The sequence below is a fragment of the Vibrio sp. JCM 18905 genome (assembly GCF_055393305.1).
Genome location: NZ_AP043879.1, coordinates 1265911 through 1285342, shown reverse-complemented (window position 1 = coordinate 1285342; position 19432 = coordinate 1265911). Strand labels below are relative to the sequence as shown.

Sequence of the window (19432 nt, the reverse complement as noted above, 5' to 3'; positions counted from 1 at the left end):
ACATTTCTATAAAACAAATGGGTAGTTTTCTACCCATTTCCGATTCTCAACATCACATTTTCTAATTTGCTCTACGATTCAGGCAAAACTCTTTTTTACATTCCAAGTAACATTTAATCAATAAATAACTACAAGTCAGTTACTTTGCCATAAAAAAACCGACAAAAGGCAATGCAAAAGGAGCACTACCCATGACCGCACTCGCTGTGACATTGAAGAACTGGTTCTTCACTCGCAACAGCATGATTTTGAACGCGAATATCGTATTGTTCATTATCTTGTTTAATACCCTACCCTTTGAGCCACAAGTAGTAACCGGCCTGAGCATCTTAGTTTTTGTTGCTATTCTTTGGCTAACCGAAGCGATTCACGTCAGCATAACCGCGCTGCTCATACCATTACTTGCGGTATTTTTAGGCGTGTTTAATACTCAGACCGCACTGAACAACTTCTCCAACTCCATCATCTTTCTATTCTTAGGTGGTTTTGCACTTGCTGCAGCTTTGCATAAACAGAAGTTAGACCAAGCTATTGCTGATAAAGTGCTGTTACTCGCACGAGGTAAAATGTCTGTCGCTGTATTCATGCTATTTGGTGTGAGTGCTGGCCTGTCAATGTGGATTTCAAACACCGCCACTGCCGCTATGATGCTGCCCCTTGTACTGGGTGTGATGACAAAGCTAGACGCCAAGAAAAACCACAACACCTTTTTGTTTGTTCTGCTCGGCATCGCTTACAGTGCTTCGATTGGTGGTATTGCAACGCTGGTTGGTAGCCCACCAAACGCCATTGCAGCAGCTGAAGTCGGCCTAAGTTTTACTGAGTGGATGAAGCTCGGTGTGCCTATCTCATTAGTACTAATGCCAATCGCTATTCTCGTTTTGTACACCATGACTAAGCCTGACCTTAGCCACAAGTTTGACCTTGACCATCAACCAGTCGAGTGGACAAACGGCAAAATGATTACGCTGGCGATTTTCTTACTGACCGTGACTTTGTGGATATTCAGTAAGCCAATTAACGCTATGCTAGGTGGCTTCGCTAAGTTCGATACCCTTGTCGCAATAGGTGCGATCCTTCTGCTTGGGGCTTCTCGCGCCGTCGAGTGGAAAGATATTGAGAAAACAACCGACTGGGGTGTGTTAATCCTATTTGGTGGTGGTATCTGTTTGAGTAACGTCCTAAAAGCAACCGGAACAAGCGTATTTTTGGCTCATAGCTTGTCAGGCTTCCTTGAGCAAGCCGGTATTCTTCTGACGATTCTTGCAGTGGTTGCTTTTGTTGTCTTCTTGACTGAGTTTGCAAGTAACACCGCTAGTGCTGCACTGCTGGTCCCTGTATTTGCAACCATCGCAGAGGCCTTAGGCATGTCTCCGGTCATTCTCTCTGCATTAATTGCCGTCGCTGCATCTTGTGCATTTATGTTACCTGTTGCAACACCTCCAAACGCGATTGTGTTCGGTACGGGTCATATCAAGCAAAAAGAAATGATGCGAATTGGTTTCGTCTTAAACATTGCCTGTATTGCTGCACTAACGCTTTTCGCTTGGTTGTTCTGGTAAAAACAGCAAGTTCGATTAGCACTACACTGCTGCTCACGGTAATCACATCGATGACCCAAACTTCCCCCTAAGTGGTGTTCAGCAGTTTCCCTCTTGGTGGCCAGTTGGCCACCTTTTTTAATTCCTTTGAGTGACGAATCGTTAGGCTTGCTTCTTTTCGCAGGCAAGCAAACCATAATGAACCTCGACCCGGTTGCGACCATTGCGCTTCGCTTGGTAAAGCACTTCGTCTGCTCTCGCCATGGTTTCGGAGACGCGTTCATTTTGCATCTGGGCAACGCCAATGCTGCATGTTAATGATTCACCGTGTACCCACAAATGACTCTCCACATTTTTGCGAATCATTTCCGACTTCTTCACAGCTTGCTCAATATTGGTGTCAGGGCAAAATACAACAAACTCTTCTCCCCCCCAACGAACAAGTCGGTCATCTGGGTAGATGGAACTTGCCACCACCATGACAAATTCGCGCAATATGTCATCCCCCATTTGGTGCCCAAATTTGTCATTCACCTTCTTAAATTTATCCAAATCCATATAAAGGATACTGAATGTACTATGCCCCCAGCGAACTTGCCGTGATTGCTGCTCAAGCCAGTGCTGCACTGCGTGACGGTTCATCGCTCCCGTCAACGCATCGCGATGCGCCAACTCTGCAAACTCATAGTTTTGAGCTCGCAACGTACCATTCACCTTCTCTAAATGACGATGACGTTTTTTCGCTTTTTCATAAGCGACTCGATTTTTTCGTAATTCGTGCAGCGAAAATGCCAGTCCAAGCGCCATCCAAGAGAGTAAGAGCGCATACAGCAACGTTTCTTGTGCAAGGTAAGCGCCTTCAAACTCAATTTTATCAATAACAATTTTGTGCTCACCAAGTGCCGCACCAGATCCGGTCGCGATATCAATACGTGTGATGTTTGAAAATTCAGGTGCAGAGTGTTCAATCGCGACGTTGTTGTCTACTAACCACCACGTCATCACCTGTAAATTTTTAATCGGAATTTCGATGATGTCGTTTGAACCGGACGGAGAAAACTGCATGCCATTGTATTTAATCGTGTACTCGTTGTCTGGTTTGGAATACTCAGGGTTATAGTTGCGCAGATATAAACGCAAATCATGGCTCGGATTGGCCCCCACCCCCGCCTCTTCATATCTCACTTTCAATCGAATCGTATGGTAATTGGAAAGGTCAATCCCCTGTGTTGGCGTTGTGGAATCGGTATAAACAGAGATTCCGCAATAAGGCCAAGCATACGCGCTTTGCTTTAAGTCACAGCTGAGAACTAGGCTTTGCTTATCGTAAATAATATCAGCCTCACTCAAGCCACCTTCGCTGGCGTCTTTAGTCGCATAGATATTGAAATGTTCTGGTGTAATGGTCAGCTTTCGTGTATCGCCAAGAACACTATAAAGCGCAACCAAACTAATAGTGCAAATAGAGAGGGCAAAGATAAATTTATGGATCCACTTCATGGGCGAGTGACCTGCTCAGCTTATATACAACACAATGTACTCAATGATTTTTCGAACTTCAAACAAAGTCATTTATCAAGAAACAAAATTACTTTTAGTCTTCGTTCTTACTTTCGATACATGGTAACGTGTTTTGAACCGTTATCACGTTTTTAAATCTCTCAAAAATGCGGTTCACTTGTTATTTGCGAAGCATTTCACAGCCGTATTTCCTAACCCATGAAGGCCAGTGCATAACACTTCAGAGCGATACATTTCGCTTTAATGTGTCTGTCAACCCTGCATCTCATCACCACTTCGGATATACTGTGCAAAAACACAATAATGAGTAATGTCATGTCATTAATTGCAACTGGTACGCTAAATAAAATGCGTGCATCTCTGGACGGTGCTGTCAGTTACCGTCTACCTGTTGGTGAGGAAGAAATTGATCTATCGCCGTTTCTGGGTAAAACGCTCACACTGACTCACACGGGCAATATTTTTTGTTGCTCATGTGGTAAGAAAACGAAAAAGAGTTATTCGCAAGGCCATTGTTTTGTCTGTATGAAAAAGCTAGCAAGCTGCGATATGTGCATCATGAAACCAGAGACTTGTCACTACGACCAAGGGACTTGTCGCGAGCCACAATGGGGCGAAGAGAACTGCATGGTGGATCACTTTGTCTACCTATCCAATACATCCAGCTTAAAAGTTGGTATCACTCGTCATACGCAAATCCCAACTCGTTGGATTGATCAAGGTGCGACTCAGGGTTTGCCAATTTTTAAGGTAAAAACTCGCCATATCTCCGGTTTAATTGAAGTTGAACTGGCGAAACATATCGCAGATAAAACCAATTGGCGCACACTGCTGAAAGGCGACGGTGAACCAATGGCACTGCAAGATCGTTTTGCTGAGCTATTACCTTTAGTCAAAGACAAGATTGCTGAGATAAAACAGCAATTCGGTGAAGATGCAATTGAAGTATTAAGCGAAAGCATTACCGACCTTAGCTATCCGGTGCAACAGCACCCAACTAAGATCACCTCGCATAATTTCGATAAAAACCCGGTTGTTACTGGTACTTTGCAAGGCATCAAAGGTCAATACCTCATTTTTGACACTGGCGTGATCAACGTAAGAAAATTCACTTCCTATGAAGTGGAAGTAAGCACCTAGTTTTATATGTAGCTGGTTTATTGAAATAAAAACGAAAAAGCTCGAGTTTGACTCGAGCTTTTGTTTTTCTATCAGGAAGATATGATCAGTTACGCATCAAGGATGTTTTCTAGTACATCGAACAACATATCGACTTCTTCTATTGTGTTGTAATGCATGCAACCAATTCGTACCACACCACCCGACTCTTCTAGACCAAGTTGACGAACTAAGCCCAGCGCATAAAAGTGGCCGTTCCAAACACAGATGTTGTGTTCACCCAGCGTTTTCGCGATGAATTCTGGAGAATATCGGTCGAATGTTAGCGCAAAAGTTGGTGTGCGGAGTTGGCTATCTTCTTTCGCAATGCCAAATAGATTGACACCATCTAGTGCACTCAGACGCTGTAAGAAACGCTCACTCAAGCGTTGCTCATGTTGTTTATACAATTGGTAACTTTGCTCCAATCGTTGACGAAGAGGTAGACCGGCTTCACCAAATTGAGCCAGATACTCAACCGCAGCAACGACACCAGCAAGACCTTCAAAACTTTGCGTTCCCGTTTCAAATCGGCCTGGGCCAATATTGGTAGCAGGCTCGACTTTGTACGGACGAATACTGTGCAGCCACTGGTCGGCAATGTAAGCAACACCAACGTGCGGTCCGAAAAACTTGTAAGCAGAGCACGCTAAAAAGTCACAACCCAACGCTTGAACATCAACCAAGTGATGCGGCGCGTAATGAACGGCATCCACATAAACTTGTGCCCCGACGTTGTGCGCCATGCTTACTACTCGCTGCACATCCACGATAGAACCAGTCGTATTCGATGCATAGGTCACCGCTACAAGGCGCGTTTTATCAGAAAGAAGACTGCTTAAATGCTCCAAGTCCAACGTACAATCATCTTCGTTGATACGAACCTGATGAACCGTAACGCCTTGATCTTCTGCCGCTTGTTGCCAGCTGGACACATTCGAATAGTGGTCCAAAGCAGAAACAATGATCTCATCTCCCTCTTGCCAATCTCGGCTAATCGCACGACTAAGCTGAAAGGTTAACGATGTCATGTTCGCACCGAAGACGATATTGCCAGATGACGGCGCGTTAAGCAGAGCTTGCGCTGACTCGCGTGCATTTTGCATCACGTCAACCGTCTTTTGGCTAGAAAAATAATGCCCGCCTAAGTTGGCGTTGAAACGACCTAAATATCCCACCATGCTATCTAGCACTGATTGAGGTACCTGTGACCCGCCTGGACCATCAAAAAACGTCACAGGCTTGTCGTTATGGTATTGAGCGAGTGCCGGAAACTGCTCTCTGATCAGATTAAGATTGAAGTTCATTGCGCTTATCCGTAGCCGTGAGTACAAACACATCCATATGACCCGCTTCATCATCAATGACAGAACGGATTGGGCATGCGTTGTGCCACAGTTTACTGTCTGCCAATATTGCAACCTCACCCGTTTCTAACACCTTACGGAAAAATGGGGCTTGGTTATGACTGCTGTACAGCATGATGTCGCCACCAATGATGTTATGACGTCCCACGCCAACCATTGCAATGTGATCAAAACCGTCTTGGTGTACACCTTCAGGTGCCACTTGAGTTTCTTCTTCTAGCGCTGTGATTCGGATTTGGTGAATTTCTATTTCCTGGCCGTTAGGCAGATGATTCGCATTGACAAACAATTCGCACATTTCTCGGAAACCATCACTGGTGAGAATATCCTTCTCAATCGGCTCAAATTGTCTTACAACATCACCTTGGAATCGGTTGATATCAGACGATTGAACAAAGCTGTTTTTGTTTAAGTCAATGACTTTGCCATTATCAAAACCAACCACAGAATAACGTCTTAGTCGATACTGACCATCTGCATGCTCGGTACGAGGCAGTTCTTCAAACGATGGGGAAAGCTGCTCAATTGCTGCCATGCTGAGCTGTGTTAAATGCAGAGTATTCTCACGTGAATGTAACATCATTGTCTCCTTTAATGAGGCACATTAATTAACATTTAATTTACACACTAGATTACGAAAATATTCTGCAATTGCCAGCTTTTAACGTTGATAGCTTCAACAAAATAACAAAAACAACATAACAAACCAATCCAAAGCAAAAATACAGAGCCATGTTTCAGTTTTGCGCTTTGGCGATATTTGAAACTAGACTTCTCTACTACGAATAGAATTTTATGCTAGAAGTCAACGTTCTTTATCAATCTTTAGTGGGTTCTAATCTATAACCAATTATTCGATCACAATCGTTGTTTATGCTTTTAAAGCACTAAGAATTTCCATACAATCGAGGGAAATGTTCAGCCCTTTTTGGAGCCATAATGAGCGACGTAAAACATTGTAAACTATTAATTCTTGGTTCTGGTCCAGCAGGATACACAGCTGCCGTCTACGCAGCGCGTGCCAACCTAAACCCTGTGCTTGTGACGGGAATGCAACAAGGTGGTCAGCTAACCACCACTACTGAAGTTGAGAACTGGCCCGGCGACGCTGAAGGTCTGACAGGTCCTGCATTGATGGATCGCATGAAAGAGCACGCCGAGCGTTTCGAAACTGAGATCGTGTTTGATCACATCAACGAAGTAGAACTATCACAACGCCCATTTCGTTTAAAAGGCGATTCTGGCGAGTACACATGTGACGCATTGATTATTTCTACGGGTGCATCAGCAAAATACCTTGGCCTTGAGTCTGAAGAAGCATTTAAAGGTCGCGGCGTTTCTGCTTGTGCAACCTGTGACGGTTTCTTCTACCGTAATCAGAAAGTTGCAGTTGTGGGCGGTGGTAACACTGCTGTTGAGGAAGCACTTTACCTATCTAACATTGCGTCAGAAGTTCACCTGATCCACCGCCGCGATTCATTCCGTGCAGAGAAGATCCTTGTGAAACGTCTGATGGATAAAGTTGAAAGCGGTAATATCGTTCTTCATACCGATCGAACTCTCGATGAAGTACTTGGCGACGACATGGGCGTAACTGGCGTTCGTATTAAAGACGTCAACACAGGTGCGACTGAAGACCTTGAAGTGATGGGCGCGTTTATTGCGATCGGCCACCAGCCAAACACACAAATCTTTGAAGGCCAAGTAGACATGAAAGATGGCTACATCATCGTTAAGTCTGGCCTAGAAGGCAACGCTACACAAACTAGCATTGAAGGTGTATTTGCAGCAGGCGACGTTATGGACCATAACTACCGTCAAGCTATCACATCAGCAGGTACAGGTTGTATGGCGGCATTAGATGCTGAGCGTTTCTTAGACTCACTTGGTGACAAATAACTTTTCACATTTGTGTCATATCCTTAAAGCCCAGCGGTATTCCCGCTGGGTTTTCTTTTGTATACTACCGCCTCATTAAAACAATTATCATTAAGCCTTCACGATGGATAAGAAAAAGCAAAGCAGCTTGAATAAGTGGCTTAAGCAACAAAGTAAGTTAGCCAAGCGCTGGCTTATGATTGCGATAGGCCTAGGCGTACTTTCAAGCGTGTTTTTATTGGCTCAAGCAGCCCTGCTCGCCTCCATTCTGCACCAGTTAATCATTGACCAAGTCGACAAAGCCGACCTCATTTGGCATTTTGTTGGGCTTGGTGGCACGGTTATCGGTCGAGCTGCTTGTACCTGGGGTCGAGAGCTTGCCGGTTACCGTTGCGGTGAGCAAATTCGAGTTTATATTCGCCAACTCATTTTAGATAAAGTTCATAAACTTGGGCCAGCTTACATCAAAGGCAAACCTGCCGGCAGCTGGGCGACGCTCATCTTAGAGCAGGTAGAAGATATGCAAGATTTCTTCTCTCGCTACTTGCCTCAGATGTCATTATCGGTACTAGTGCCTTTCATTATTTTGGTTGTCGTATTCCCAGTAAACTGGGCGGCAGGCTTGATCTTCCTCGTCACAGCACCACTAGTGCCTATTTTCATGGCACTGGTTGGGATGAAAGCCGCAGAAGCAAACCGTAAAAACTTTAAAGCGATGCAGCGTTTGTCCGGTCACTTTTATGACCGCTTGCAAGCAATGACGACCATTCGCTTATTCGATAGAACAAAATCTGAAACTGAAACTCTGAAGGGTGCTTCGGAAGTCTTTCGTACTCGCACCATGGACGTTCTGAAAATCGCGTTTCTATCTTCTGCGGTTTTAGAGTTTTTCACTTCCATTTCTATCGCAATTACCGCCGTCTACTTTGGCTTTAGTTATATCGGAGAGCTCGATTTCGGCTACTACGGCACAGGTGTTACGCTGTTTGCTGGCTTGTTCATTCTGATTCTTGCGCCAGAGTTTTATCAGCCATTACGTGATTTGGGCACTTTCTATCATGCGAAACAGCAAGCGGTTGGCGCAGCAGAAAGCATTGTCGAGTTTCTGGATTTAGAAGTCGATCAAGTCAAAGATGGCACCCAAGCGTTAGATAAGAGTAGTCCCATCCATATTGAAGCGGACGAGTTAACCATTTTTAGTCCGGAAGGTAAGCAGCTCGCAGGTCCCCTATCCTTCTCTCTTGAAGCCAACAAAAGTACGGCTTTAGTTGGACCAAGTGGCGCAGGTAAAACAAGCTTGGTCAACACCATCCTCGGTTTCATGCCTTATCAAGGTAGCTTGAAGATTAATGGTTGTGAATTGTCACAACTGGATCTCGCCACATGGCGAGAGGCCGTAAGCTGGATTGGTCAAAACCCAATGCTATTACATGGCAGCATTCGAGATAACGTCACGTTAGGCAAACACAACATTCAAGATGCAGACGTTCATTCTGTTTTGAATGACTCTCATGCTGCTGAATTTGTTGAAATGCATGGGTTGGATTACCCGATATCTGACCGCTCTGGTGGTTTATCTGTCGGCCAAGCCCAGCGTTTAGCGTTGGCTCGCGCTATGCTACAAAATGGTCGTTTTTGGTTATTAGATGAACCGACCGCAAGCTTAGATGCTCGTAGTGAAAAACTCGTCATGGAAGGCATCAACAAGTACGCACATGCCACAACGAATTTGATAATTACTCACCAGTTGGCACCTTTACAAAGCGTATCGCAAATTCTTGTTATGCAGGACGGCCAGATTGTTCAATGTGGTGATTACGACACACTGTCGACAGAAGATGGCTTATTTAAAGACATGTTGGAAGCGAACCTCGCACAACGTGAAACAGACAAGGGGAACTTAGATGCGTGATTTACTCCCTTATCTAAAACTCTATAAGAAACATTGGTTTGGTCTTTCTCTAGGTATGCTATTGGCATTTCTGACCTTAGCTGCATCTATTGGCTTATTAACGCTATCGGGTTGGTTTATTTCAGCCGCAGCGGTGGCAGGCTTGACGGTTGCTCGTGAGACCTTCAACTACATGTTACCAGGTGCCGGGGTACGCGGCGCTGCAATGGCTCGAACCGCAGGTCGATGGGGAGAACGTGTCGTCAGCCACAATGCGACGTTCAAGTTACTTACCGATCTGCGTATCTTCTTCTTTAAGAAACTTGCACCACTGATTCCGGGTCGTGTCTCTACGATGCGTGATGCTGATCTGCTCAACCGCCTAGTGGCGGACGTTGACGCGATGGATCACGTTTACCTTCGACTTATCAGCCCTGTCGTGATTGGCATTTTTGGCATATTGAGTTTAACGGCTGTCCTGGCGTTCTTTGATTGGCATCTCGCGCTGCTGCTTGGCTCGATTCTTACCGTCATGTTGTTTGTATGGCCAGTGTTGTTCTATAAACTTGGTAAAAGTAATGGCGAGAATCTCACTCATCATAAAGCGCAATTGCGAGTGGCGACTCTGGACTGGCTTCAAGGCTACAGCGAACTGAGTATCTTTGGAGCAGAAGAGCGTTATCGCAATCTCATTCTAGAGAAGCAAAAGCAGCTGCTGTCTAATCAGTTTGTAAACGCGAATTTAACGGGCATGGCTTCAGGCCTGCTTATGCTTGTGAACGGTCTTACACTGGTTGTGATGCTTTGGTTTGCTGCAGACGGCGTAGGAGGTCGTGCTCCTGATCCTTGGATTGCGTTGTTTGCATTTGCAACGATGGCAAGTTTTGAAATTTTGATGCCTATTGCGGGCGCGTTCCAGTACCTGGGTCAAACGTTGACTTCTGCTCGTCGTTTAAATGAAGTAATTTTGGCTGAACCTGACGTTGTCTTCCCTGAGCAATCGAAACATAAAGGCACAACGTTAGACATTGAATTCGACAACATTGACTTCACTTACCCTGACGGTCAGCAAAAGGTGCTGAAAGACTTGTCACTCTCACTACCGTTGGGCACTAAAACAGCCATTGTAGGTCAAACAGGTTCAGGTAAATCAACACTGATTCAGCTTCTTTGTCGCTACTGGGATGTAAACCAAGGTGAAGTTCGAATCGGTGGTACAAAACTGCAAGATTGGAGCGAGTCTGACCTGCGAGAAGCAATGACAGTGGTCAGTCAACGCGTTGATGTACTGAATGGAACACTGCGTGACAACTTACTTATGGCCGCTCCAGAAGCAAGTGATGAGCGACTGTCTGAGATTCTTCAAAAAGTCGAACTTGGTGGCCTTCTTGAGGCTCCAGGGTTAGACGCTTGGTTAGGCGACGGTGGTCGTCAGTTATCTGGTGGAGAGAAACGCCGAATCGGTATCGCTCGCGCATTGCTACGTGATGCGCCAATCCTACTCTTGGATGAACCAACTGAAGGTCTCGATAAGCGTACGGAACAGAAAGTGATGGCGCTTTTCAATGAGCACTTTGCTAATAAGACAGTGATATTCATTACACATCGACTAATAGAATTAGAAAGCATGGATAGCATCTGTTTGATGGAACAAGGTGAGATCATCGAGCAAGGCGATCATCCAACGCTACTCGCTCAGAAAGGGCGTTACTACCAGCTATTACAGTCTCTATAATTCGATTTTCAGTGACGAGAAGGGCTCATCAAACGATGAGCCCTTTTGTTATTCCTGTATTGTTAATTGGCTAGTTAAGTACGTATAAAAGGCTGATTTACCGACCTGATTTTTTGAGATAAGCCGCCATTTCATCTTCCGGAACCATGCCTCCACCTGTTGCCCAAACAAGATGCGTTGCGTTTCTGAGTTTTTCTTCGTCAAATTGCATTCGAGACTGATAAGCATGATTATTCGAGACGTGCACTACCCCAACCATACCGGCTAATGCAGAAGGCTCTAGATTAATGCCTTCTAGTTCACTTAACTCACCCAAGTGGTGATACATACGAGCATCATCAATGGTGTAAAAGCCATCAATTAGCCTTTCCATCGCTCTACCGACAAAGCCCGACGCACGCCCTACTGCCAATCCATCAGCAGCGGTCATGTTGTCGATACCCAAATCTTGTACCGCAATCTCGTCATGCAAGCCGGTATGTACGCCCAACAACATGCACGGAGAGTGCGTTGGCTCTGCGAAAATACAATGAACATGATCACCAAACGCGACTTTCAAACCAAACGCCACGCCACCAGGCCCACCGCCAACACCACAGGGTAGATAAACAAACAGCGGATGATGCTCATCAACCACAATTCCCAAGTCATCAAACTGCTGCTTAAGACGCTCACCCGCAACAGAGTAACCTAGAAACAACGTCTGCGAGTTTTCATCATCAATAAAGAAGCAGTTAGGATCTTGCTCTGCTTCTTTACGACCTTGCTCAACGGCAACACCATAGTCTTGCTGGTACTCCACCACTTTGACGCCATGTGATCGGAGCTTATTTTTCTTCCACTCCCGCGCATCAGAAGACATGTGAACCGAGACTGAAAAACCAAGCTTTGCACTCATGATGCCAATGGACATACCGAGGTTACCCGTTGACCCAACCGCAATACTGTACTGCTTAAAAAACTGCCGAAACTCATTGCTGAACAATTTGCTGTAATCATCGGTTTCGCAGAGTAAGCCAGCTTCAAACGCCAACTTTTCTGTATGGGTGAGCACTTCATAAATGCCACCTCTCGCTTTGATAGAACCAGAAATTGGCAGATGGCTGTCTTTTTTGAGCATTAAACGGCCCAATATTGGCGTGTCGTATTGCTGCTCCAAACGCACTTTCATCTTGGGAACATCCACCACAGAAGACTCAATAATGCCATGCGAAGCTTCCGTTTCGGGAAACGCTTTCATCAAATAAGGCGCAAATCGTGCAAGCCGTTCACTCGCAGCTTGAATATCTTTTTCATCTAGCCCCACATAACGCAAACCTTCTGCTAAAGAGGTTATGTTTGGGTTAAACCAGCAAACCTCCTTAAGATCGATAAGTGGCGCCAAGATTGGGAACTGCTTGCTCAGCGCTTCAATATTCGCCTTGGTCATTTTACCTTCCTGGAATGATGTGAGTTGAGATAAACAAAAGCGCCGCAATTGCGACGCTTTAATGAATAACAGTGAATTTGATTTTATGCGTAGTTTTTCTCAAACTCTTGCATAAAATCGACTAACGCTTGTACACCTTCTAGCGGCATGGCGTTATAAATGGAAGCTCGCATACCACCAACGGCTCGGTGCCCTTTTAGTGATTTCAGCCCTTTGGCATCTGCTAGTTCAAGGAACGTCGCATCCAGTTCAGGTTTCGCAAGTTGGAATGGCACATTCATCAAAGAACGGTTTGCTGAGTGCACGCCATTACGGTAGAAATCAGACTGGTCGATGTAATCATACAGTAGTGCGGCTTTAGCGCGGTTCACTTGCTCGATCGCTTTTACCCCACCCTGCGCCTTTAACCATTTGAAAACTAGGCCAGACAGGTACCATGCAAAGGTTGGTGGCGTGTTGAACATTGATTCTTTTTCAGCCAGAACAGTGTAATCCAAGATACTTGGCAGTACCTGCTTCGCCATACCTAACAAGTCATCGCGCACGATAGCGATAGCAATGCCTGAAGGACCAATGTTTTTCTGAGCGCCCGCATAAATCACACCGTATTTCGATACATCAATCTCACGAGAAAGAATCGTCGAAGACATGTCAGCGACGATTGGCTTGTCAGTGACAGGAAGATCGTTAATCTCGATACCATCAATGGTTTCATTTGGACAGAAATGCACGTAAGCCGCTTCTGGAGCAATTTTCCATTCGTTTGCAGGTAGAACGGCTACTTTTCCGTTAATTTCTGTTTTTGCATCAAATACGTCTGGTTCGCAGTATTTTTTCGCTTCAGCTACCGCACTTTCAGCCCAATAACCACCGTCGATGTAAGTTGCCGTCTCGGCATCACCAAGTAGGTTTAGAGGAACAGCAGCAAACTGAGCACGAGCACCACCCTGGCAGAACAGCACTTTATAGTTGTCCGGAATATTCAGAAGATCTCGTAAATCTTGCTCGGCTTCTTCTGCAACTTTGATGAACTCTTTGCTTCGATGGCTAATTTCCATGACCGAAGTACCAAGGCCTTGCCAATCGATTAGTTCCTGTTGTGCTTGCTGCATGACTGCTTTCGGCAGACCCGCTGGCCCTGCACTGAAGTTAAATACGTTGTCCGTATTTTGTTCCATGATGCTCATTGCTCCTGCTATGTAAATATTACGAAATTAATATCACGTTTTCGCAGCGATAAAAACAAGAAAAGAGGTCTTACGACCTCTTTTTAAAGACTAAGCGTTAAATTGGATTAATTCCGCAACAATACTTGGCTACTGTTGTTGCATCAAGGCAGGCATAAGTAGTGCCACCAATGGGAACTCATGTCCATTTTCGAACTTCAATTTGCCTTCACCGATTTCTGCTTTGAGTTGATAACCGCCCTCAACTTTCTCGATCAGCTCCATGATGAGCAGCTCATCAATTCCTTCTTGAATAAATGGGTAGTGCGTCACTAATTCGTCAGAGAAGTAAGTGCTGAGCTCACCAGTAGTCGCCGTCATCAACTTCATTGGGTCTTGAGTAATGTGGTCAGTACCTTCAGGAATGGATAATTGCCACTCGTTATGGAACTTACCGTCACCAAACGCAAGTGAAAGCTCATTCACTGATAAATCAAAGCCTTTGCTAAACAGCGTGTCAACATGCGGCAATAAGCTCGCAATTTCCTGCTCGTCTAACATTGGAGAGCTTTGATAGATAGACATAATTTGGTCAAATGACTGGCTATCCACATCTGCAATTGAGAAATCCAACTTAAAGTTATCGACATCCGTACCATCAGTTAAACGCAGTTTCTTAGCATCTAGGTTCAGCTGACTGTTCAGCTTATCACCAGACTCATTCATCGTAGTGTTGCCGCGGTAACTTGCATTCTCAATCAAAAAGACAGGCGTTAAGTTCGAATCAACCACATCCAGCTTCTCTAGAGAAAAAGATTGCTCACCCAGCCAATAGCCTTTTGCTTGCTTACCTTTACCCTGACCTGTCAATGCATTCAGATGAAGCTCTTCACCGTTTTCAAAATCCACTTGAACAGAAGGAACAGAAACTTGGTAATTGAGATCACCCAATACCGTCACATCCCCTGTCACTTTTGCAGGGCTTGTAGAAACAGAAACACCTTGCGCTTCGTTACGATAATGCCAACTGTCTAGGTCAAGGGTGAATGCCGTGTTGCCATTTAGTTGAGTCTGACTGTGCATCGTGAGAGGCAAAAAGTCATTGTCCACCAATTTTGAATCTGCTGTTAGGCTTGTTAGACCGTGGCTAACATCGCTGGTTACGTCAAACGTCGTTGGCATACCATCACGCTCTAGCTGCGTTTTAAGCTCAGGATCAACAACTGAATAACGAGTCAGCACGACTGAAGACAAATAGCCACGCTGATACTCGACCACTTCGCCTTTAATCATTTCATCATTCATATTGGTAATACCATCTTCAATGATGGACTGACCAATTTGTCCGACAGCCAATGGCCAACACAGCGCTAATGAGATAGCACCACCAATGGCGCCGATTTTTTTAAGATTTTGCATAACGTCACTTATTAGGTATTTTCGGTCAGTCTACCCCAAACCACCTGCAGAGAAAACATTGAGACAAATCAGACTATTGATGCTTATTCTAGTCCATTAATCAGGAATCATACTTGGCTCCCACTCATCATGTCCTTTTATTGTTAAAGTTTGCGTGGCGAAGTTTTAACCGGAGCTAAAACATCTGTGAATCGTTATGCTGTGTTGTGTCTCGACAACAACCCAATCAGTGCTGAACAATTTCGATTGGAGCTGTCTGCCTTCTCAAGTAAATTTGATATCTTTTCTGTCGAGTCGATAGAAGAGGCTCAAAGCGCTTTAGAGTATCTAGAAGAAAGAGAACAGACTGTTGCTTTAGTCATAGCGAGCCATCACGCTCATTTTAATGGCGTGGATTTTCTTATTGGTTTAGACCGGATGCCGCATACCGAGCAAGCAAGAAAAATTCTTATTAGCTGCTCGTCTGATATAGAGGCAATTCTCACTGCCGTTAATGAGGGCAGGCTCGACCACTGCCTCACTAAACCTTTGCCAGATCACGTCTTATTTAACACAGTGCAAAAAGAGCTGACCCAATTTATATTGCGAAACGGTAAAGAAGACCTGCTAAGTTACAGTCAGATATTGGATCATCACAGCTTGTTGCGAGCGCACATCAATAATCAGATGAGCCATTATCAAGCGGGCTTTTTACACGACTACCACTCGATGTCTGATGCTGAGTTAGCCGAGCAAGTGATCTCCGCTCTCCAGCAGTTTTTCAAAGATAACGACGAAACAAGAGCGTGCCGTACATACTCACCTGAACACTTATTAACCGTAGAAGGCGAGCCAAATAGCTTCTTGTGGTTTATCACCGATGGTGAAGTGGCTCTGTACAAGCGCGATGAGCAAGGCATGCAGCGAGAGGTTGTACGCCATAATAAAGGTAATATTGTCGGAGGTATGTCGTTTGTTACTGGAGAATGTTCTTTCTCGACAGCCCTAACGCTGACAAAGACAGAGGTCATCAAACTCGATCGCAACGTATTCAATAAAGTGATGCAAAGCGACTCAAACTTGCTGCCTCTTTTTACAAACTTGCTCTTACGCCACTTCAACCGCCGATTACAAAGAAGCATCAATACCAAGTTGCAACTTCAAAAAACGCTCGAATCGCTGGAGTCTGCCCACCAGCAACTCATTGAAAGAGAAAAAATGGCGATGCTCGGCCAGTTGGTTGCGGGCGTGGCGCATGAACTAAATAATCCGATAGCAGCGATATTGAGGGGCGTAGAGAATTTAACGCATACGCTAGAAAGATTACTTAACGAAGTACCCAGTTCCGATATACAAACCAAAGGCATTGAGTTGTTGAGCAAAGCTCAAACCGTAAAACCCGCTTCAACCGCTGAGCTCAGATCACGCATTAAAGCACTTAATCATGCCCTTCCAGATCGAACATTGGCAAAGAAAGTGGTGAACCTTGGTCTAGAGTCAGATCACGAGTTACTCACTCAACTAACGAAAAAACAGCAAGTATCTTCTCATGTTCTCGATACTCTTGAGCAATACCACAAAGCAGGTTCTACTCTTCGCTCAATTAACGTCTGTGCTGCGCGAATTGCAGATATGGTGAAAAGCCTTAAAGGTTACGCACGCTCAGATGATGAAGCCCAGCACTATGCTGATATTCATGAAGGTATTGAAGACACCTTGGTGATCTTCGAAAACAAACTAAAAATGCATCAGGTTTCCACTGATTATGCGGATTTACCTCCTATCCTTTGTCAACCAATCGCACTCCAACAGGTATGGACGAATTTGGTCTCTAACGCCATTGATGCATTTCCGGAAAAAGGCGTTTTAAAAATACAAACACGTCTTGCAGAAAAAGATCATACACATTACGCCGTTATCTCGTTTGAAGATAATGGGTGTGGCATTCCTGAATCGCAAAGAGAAGCCATTTTCGAGCTCAACTTCACGACGAAAAAAGAAGGCAACTTTGGTTTAGGCATTGGGCTGTCCATCTGCCAGCAAATCGTGACAGCACATAAGGGATGGATTGACGTCGAATCAGAACTCGACAAGTTCACACGAATGACAGTCTGGTTACCAGTCATCGAAAAAGGAGATGAAATATGACCAAGTATTTAATTTTATGTGTCGATGACGAACGAGAAGTCTTGGATAGCGTGCTCCAGGATCTCGCTCCCTTTGAGGAACATTTTATTGTCGAGGGAGCGGAATCAGTCACTGAAGCAAGGCAAGTGATCGAGGAGATGGCGGAAGAGGAAGTTCAGCTTGCGCTCATTTTATGCGACCACATTATGCCGGAGCAAACTGGGATTAGCTTCTTAATCGAACTCAGTCAAAATGGTGACACAAAAGCGGCCCGCAAAGTCTTACTTACAGGACAAGCCGGCTTAGAAGACACCGTTGAGGCCGTCAATAACGCAAGTCTGGACTATTACATAGCCAAACCATGGAGAGGTGAAGAGTTGAGAAAAGCAATCGTGTCTCAGCTTACTGCTTTTATGATTGCAAATGATGATAACTTACTATCTTGGACTCAAGTCCTTGATTCTGAGGCGATCCTCAATGCCATGGCTGAACGCAGAGCAAGCTTCGGCGAGTAATATGCGTGGCTCTAGCTTGAATGTCACCAAAGCCAGCTGATCCACGTTATTTCGCGCAATAGCGCGAGTATGGAAAAGCATCACTATTTATCCGATTGATGCTCTTAGACGTTATGTATATGGCGTAGTTTTTGCTTAAACCCACTAACTATTAAGTTAATTGACAAAACATCGACACATTTTTGTTGGTCGTGGACCTTCCTTTTTATTATGATGTCGGACAAATCAGATTACGGTTCAAGTGGTTGCTTGAATCCATGGAAATAATGAACAAGGTTTATCGTTAGTTATGCGTAAAACACTATTAGCCGCTGCCTTACTAGTGGCATCAAGCCATGCCCTAGCCGCAAACGACCGCAATGCGCCAGCAACTATGAGCAACTTTAGCTACGACTATTTCGAAGCACGTATTGGCGCAAGTCCTGTGACATTTGGTGCTGGATTCAGCAAATCAATTCACCCTAACGCACATGTTATTGCTCGTATCGACTCTGAGTTTGAAAGTGATTTTGACTCAGCCGCTGGTTTTGGCTTTCATTCGCCACTAAACAACTGGGCTGACCTTACAGGTGAAATGCTAATGCGCGTTGTACAACCTTCAAGCGATAGCAGCACTGACGTAGGTATGGAACTGAACTTAGGTGTTCGTCAATGGTTAGGTCCTCAATTAGAAGTAGGCGGCAAAGTCGGCTACGTTTCTATTGATAACGATGACGACTGGACCGGTGCAGCATACGCTCGTTTCCACTCAACTGAGCTTTTCTCTCTAGGTGCTGAAGCGCGTATCAACGACTTTTATGGTGATCAGGTAATGTTCACCACGCGTTTTAAGTTTTAAGATTTGTGCTTTAAGAAAAGAGCAAATTAAAAAACAAAAACCGAGGCCCATGCCTCGGTTTTTTGTCTAATCTAATGACTAACTCAATGAAGTGGTCAAAAACTTCAATGTCCTTTTTCCGCTTTCAACACTTGCCTTTACGACCCGCTAACTCCATCAAAACGAGTCAATCATCGTGCGTTCAGCTTGCTTACTCACACAGCGCCAGTAACTGCTTTTTACGCGGCTCTTGAATCAGTTTCCAATGAACACCGTCAGTGGCACCAGCGAATTTCCAAAGCAACTTAACATCAACGTCATTGCCATAAGCCACTTTAACTTTGTTGAAGACTTTTACAGGTCCAAGTTCTAAAAAGGTTTCTACGTCATCAACACCTGCTTTCTTGACCATTCGCTCAAGAGTTAACTGCATATTTGGCAGATCTCTCAAACGTCTACTGGCAGAAGACTTTTGATATTTTCGTTCCTTAATTGAGTATTCAATTGATTTTTGTACCAGTTCATCGAGTCCTGCATATCCGGATTCAAACAAATCTGTTACGTCATAATAATTTACGGTTGCCGTCGTCTGTTTTTTGACGTGCTTATATTTTTCGCAATTCAGTTGAGTAAACACTTCGTCCAATCCATTACCACCACGTAAGTAGCAGCAATCATTGCTGACAAGCGCAAACATAGCATCATCGGTGAATAAACCGATACCACCGAACATAGAACGTTTTTGATACTCACTAAAGTTGCGTACATATTTAAAAAAAGCTTGGTCTGTCATGTCCATTGACCTCTTTAATCTGAATAAATTACCCCGATTAGCGATGTCACCAGATAAACAGCAGCTTATAGCGAATTATAAATGTCGATTTGTTGG

The 19432-nt window shown here is 44.6% G+C and carries 15 protein-coding genes; 8 read left to right on the top strand and 7 right to left on the bottom strand.

From position 1 onward, the window contains the following. Window positions 1–191 precede the first annotated feature (191 nt). Window positions 192–1562 carry an SLC13 family permease gene (locus ACZ5ZC_RS14140; RefSeq protein WP_005395853.1) on the top strand — a complete coding sequence of 457 codons (1371 nt, stop codon included), beginning with the start codon at window positions 192–194 and terminating at the stop codon, window positions 1560–1562. Window positions 1563–1703: 141 nt separating this feature from the next. Here the strand turns inward: ACZ5ZC_RS14140 and ACZ5ZC_RS14135 are convergent, their stop codons facing one another. Then, window positions 1704–3041, bottom strand: a complete 1338-nt coding sequence (locus ACZ5ZC_RS14135; protein ID WP_464932001.1) for a GGDEF domain-containing protein — start codon at window positions 3039–3041, stop codon at window positions 1704–1706. 336 nt (window positions 3042–3377) lie between these two features. On the opposite strand from ACZ5ZC_RS14135, the gene ACZ5ZC_RS14130 reads away from it, so the two are divergent. After that, a complete protein-coding gene (locus ACZ5ZC_RS14130; protein WP_054867336.1) occupies window positions 3378–4202 on the top strand; it encodes a DUF2797 domain-containing protein in 825 nt (274 codons plus the stop codon). 89 nt (window positions 4203–4291) lie between these two features. On the opposite strand, the gene ACZ5ZC_RS14125 is transcribed toward ACZ5ZC_RS14130, so the two are convergent. Both ACZ5ZC_RS14125 and ACZ5ZC_RS14120 read right to left on the bottom strand, forming a co-directional pair. Continuing rightward, window positions 4292–5527: a cysteine desulfurase-like protein gene (locus tag ACZ5ZC_RS14125; protein WP_152812336.1), complete on the bottom strand. Its 1236-nt coding sequence runs from the start codon at window positions 5525–5527 to the stop codon at window positions 4292–4294. After that, the gene (locus ACZ5ZC_RS14120; RefSeq protein ID WP_005393193.1) at window positions 5511–6167 is read right to left on the bottom strand and encodes a 2OG-Fe dioxygenase family protein; all 657 of its coding nucleotides are present in this window, start codon (window positions 6165–6167) and stop codon (window positions 5511–5513) included. The genes ACZ5ZC_RS14125 and ACZ5ZC_RS14120 overlap by 17 nt, the downstream gene beginning before the upstream one ends. 359 nt (window positions 6168–6526) lie before the next feature. Between ACZ5ZC_RS14120 and trxB the strand changes: the two genes are divergently transcribed. The 3 genes from trxB to cydC all read left to right on the top strand — a co-directional run bounded on the left by trxB (window position 6527) and on the right by cydC (window position 11091). Next, entirely contained in the window at window positions 6527–7486 is a 960-nt protein-coding gene (trxB, locus tag ACZ5ZC_RS14115; protein WP_005393195.1) for a thioredoxin-disulfide reductase, read from the top strand. Window positions 7487–7589: 103 nt separating this feature from the next. Continuing rightward, complete coding sequence (cydD, locus tag ACZ5ZC_RS14110) at window positions 7590–9377, top strand: heme ABC transporter permease/ATP-binding protein CydD (RefSeq protein ID WP_395208330.1); 1788 nt, start codon at window positions 7590–7592, stop codon at window positions 9375–9377. Further along, entirely contained in the window at window positions 9370–11091 is a 1722-nt protein-coding gene (cydC, locus tag ACZ5ZC_RS14105; RefSeq protein WP_182018934.1) for a heme ABC transporter ATP-binding protein/permease CydC, read from the top strand. The genes cydD and cydC overlap by 8 nt, the downstream gene beginning before the upstream one ends. A 97-nt stretch (window positions 11092–11188) precedes the next feature. On the opposite strand, the gene ACZ5ZC_RS14100 is transcribed toward cydC, so the two are convergent. From ACZ5ZC_RS14100 to ACZ5ZC_RS14090, 3 genes are all read right to left on the bottom strand, one after another. After that, on the bottom strand, window positions 11189–12520 hold the full coding sequence (locus ACZ5ZC_RS14100; RefSeq protein ID WP_464932000.1) for a D-serine ammonia-lyase: 1332 nt from the start codon (window positions 12518–12520) through the stop codon (window positions 11189–11191). An 83-nt stretch (window positions 12521–12603) separates the two neighbouring features. Continuing rightward, window positions 12604–13698 (bottom strand): 3-phosphoserine/phosphohydroxythreonine transaminase, encoded by a 1095-nt coding sequence (gene serC / locus ACZ5ZC_RS14095; protein WP_005393203.1) that lies wholly within the window; start codon window positions 13696–13698, stop codon window positions 12604–12606. A 138-nt stretch (window positions 13699–13836) separates the two neighbouring features. Then, window positions 13837–15105: a DUF945 family protein gene (locus ACZ5ZC_RS14090; protein WP_005393205.1), complete on the bottom strand. Its 1269-nt coding sequence runs from the start codon at window positions 15103–15105 to the stop codon at window positions 13837–13839. A 186-nt stretch (window positions 15106–15291) separates the two neighbouring features. On the opposite strand from ACZ5ZC_RS14090, the gene ACZ5ZC_RS14085 reads away from it, so the two are divergent. The 3 genes from ACZ5ZC_RS14085 (at window position 15292) to ACZ5ZC_RS14075 (ending at window position 18564) form a co-directional block, all read left to right on the top strand. Continuing rightward, window positions 15292–17232, top strand: coding sequence for an ATP-binding protein (locus ACZ5ZC_RS14085; protein ID WP_464931999.1), 1941 nt, complete (start codon window positions 15292–15294; stop codon window positions 17230–17232). Next, a complete protein-coding gene (locus ACZ5ZC_RS14080; protein WP_012841921.1) occupies window positions 17229–17726 on the top strand; it encodes a response regulator in 498 nt (165 codons plus the stop codon). The genes ACZ5ZC_RS14085 and ACZ5ZC_RS14080 overlap by 4 nt, the downstream gene beginning before the upstream one ends. 289 nt (window positions 17727–18015) lie before the next feature. Beyond that, complete coding sequence (locus tag ACZ5ZC_RS14075) at window positions 18016–18564, top strand: hypothetical protein (RefSeq protein ID WP_005393208.1); 549 nt, start codon at window positions 18016–18018, stop codon at window positions 18562–18564. 190 nt (window positions 18565–18754) lie between these two features. On the opposite strand, the gene ACZ5ZC_RS14070 is transcribed toward ACZ5ZC_RS14075, so the two are convergent. Beyond that, a complete protein-coding gene (locus tag ACZ5ZC_RS14070; RefSeq protein ID WP_005393210.1) occupies window positions 18755–19342 on the bottom strand; it encodes a TfoX/Sxy family DNA transformation protein in 588 nt (195 codons plus the stop codon). Window positions 19343–19432: the final 90 nt, after the last annotated feature.

Excerpts from the sequence above, each read along its gene's own strand:
- ACZ5ZC_RS14120 (WP_005393193.1), bottom strand. The coding sequence starts at position 6,167 with ATGTTACATTCACGTGAGAATACTCTGCATTTAACACAGCTCAGCATG.
- ACZ5ZC_RS14140 (WP_005395853.1), top strand. The coding sequence starts at position 192 with ATGACCGCACTCGCTGTGACATTGAAGAACTGGTTCTTCACTCGCAAC.
- ACZ5ZC_RS14100 (WP_464932000.1), bottom strand. The coding sequence starts at position 12,520 with ATGACCAAGGCGAATATTGAAGCGCTGAGCAAGCAGTTCCCAATCTTG.
- ACZ5ZC_RS14080 (WP_012841921.1), top strand. The coding sequence starts at position 17,229 with ATGACCAAGTATTTAATTTTATGTGTCGATGACGAACGAGAAGTCTTG.
- ACZ5ZC_RS14070 (WP_005393210.1), bottom strand. The coding sequence starts at position 19,342 with ATGGACATGACAGACCAAGCTTTTTTTAAATATGTACGCAACTTTAGT.
- ACZ5ZC_RS14125 (WP_152812336.1), bottom strand. The coding sequence starts at position 5,527 with ATGAACTTCAATCTTAATCTGATCAGAGAGCAGTTTCCGGCACTCGCT.
- ACZ5ZC_RS14075 (WP_005393208.1), top strand. The coding sequence starts at position 18,016 with ATGCGTAAAACACTATTAGCCGCTGCCTTACTAGTGGCATCAAGCCAT.
- cydC (WP_182018934.1), top strand. The coding sequence starts at position 9,370 with ATGCGTGATTTACTCCCTTATCTAAAACTCTATAAGAAACATTGGTTT.
- ACZ5ZC_RS14090 (WP_005393205.1), bottom strand. The coding sequence starts at position 15,105 with ATGCAAAATCTTAAAAAAATCGGCGCCATTGGTGGTGCTATCTCATTA.
- ACZ5ZC_RS14130 (WP_054867336.1), top strand. The coding sequence starts at position 3,378 with ATGTCATTAATTGCAACTGGTACGCTAAATAAAATGCGTGCATCTCTG.
- cydD (WP_395208330.1), top strand. The coding sequence starts at position 7,590 with ATGGATAAGAAAAAGCAAAGCAGCTTGAATAAGTGGCTTAAGCAACAA.
- serC (WP_005393203.1), bottom strand. The coding sequence starts at position 13,698 with ATGGAACAAAATACGGACAACGTATTTAACTTCAGTGCAGGGCCAGCG.
- ACZ5ZC_RS14135 (WP_464932001.1), bottom strand. The coding sequence starts at position 3,041 with ATGAAGTGGATCCATAAATTTATCTTTGCCCTCTCTATTTGCACTATT.
- trxB (WP_005393195.1), top strand. The coding sequence starts at position 6,527 with ATGAGCGACGTAAAACATTGTAAACTATTAATTCTTGGTTCTGGTCCA.